Annotated in this window: 2 tRNA genes and 1 rRNA gene; all 3 read left to right on the forward strand. The window is 46.4% G+C overall.

The features are described from left to right. Positions 1-47 precede the first annotated feature (47 nt). A tRNA-Ile gene (locus GCM43_RS25495) sits at positions 48-124 on the forward strand. Positions 125-142: 18 nt separating this feature from the next. Beyond that, positions 143-218 (forward strand) — tRNA-Ala (locus GCM43_RS25500). A 243-nt stretch (positions 219-461) separates the two neighbouring features. Continuing rightward, positions 462-569: ribosomal RNA gene (locus GCM43_RS25505) — 23S ribosomal RNA — on the forward strand; the annotation flags it as partial.

Below are 569 nucleotides of genomic sequence, written 5' to 3' on the forward strand. Positions count from 1 at the left end.
ATCAAATGTTCACACTTATCGACTGTTAATAAAGAAGAACAGCATTTGGGGCTGTAGCTCAGCTGGTTAGAGCACCGTGTTGATAACGCGGGGGTCGTTGGTTCGAGTCCAACCAGCCCTACCAGTTATGTAGTAAATCTCAGGGGGATTAGCTCAGCTGGGAGAGCACCTGCTTTGCAAGCAGGGGGTCGTCGGTTCGATCCCGTCATCCTCCACCACGTATTTGAAAGTGCAAACGTAAGCCGGTCAGTGACTGAGGTTTAGGTTTGATCTTTTAGAGATCATTGCTGTTTCGTTCTTTAACAATCTGGAAGAAGTAAAGATTATTTATGATCGGTTTGCCGTAAAAGGCAGATCGATGGGTAATGATTGTATGTATCAACAAACAAGCAACAACGTTGTACTTTCTTATCCCTGTAGCGCTCTTTGATGACTTCGGTCTTCAGAGGCTAACGTTATAGGGACAAGCGAATAAGTGCACATGGTGGATGCCTTGGCGATTACAGGCGATGAAGGACGTAGTAGCTTGCGATAAGCTGCGGGGAGCTAGCAAACAAGCTTTGATCCGC

The organism is Janthinobacterium aquaticum, from assembly GCF_009208565.1.
Taxonomy (GTDB): domain Bacteria; phylum Pseudomonadota; class Gammaproteobacteria; order Burkholderiales; family Burkholderiaceae_D; genus Janthinobacterium.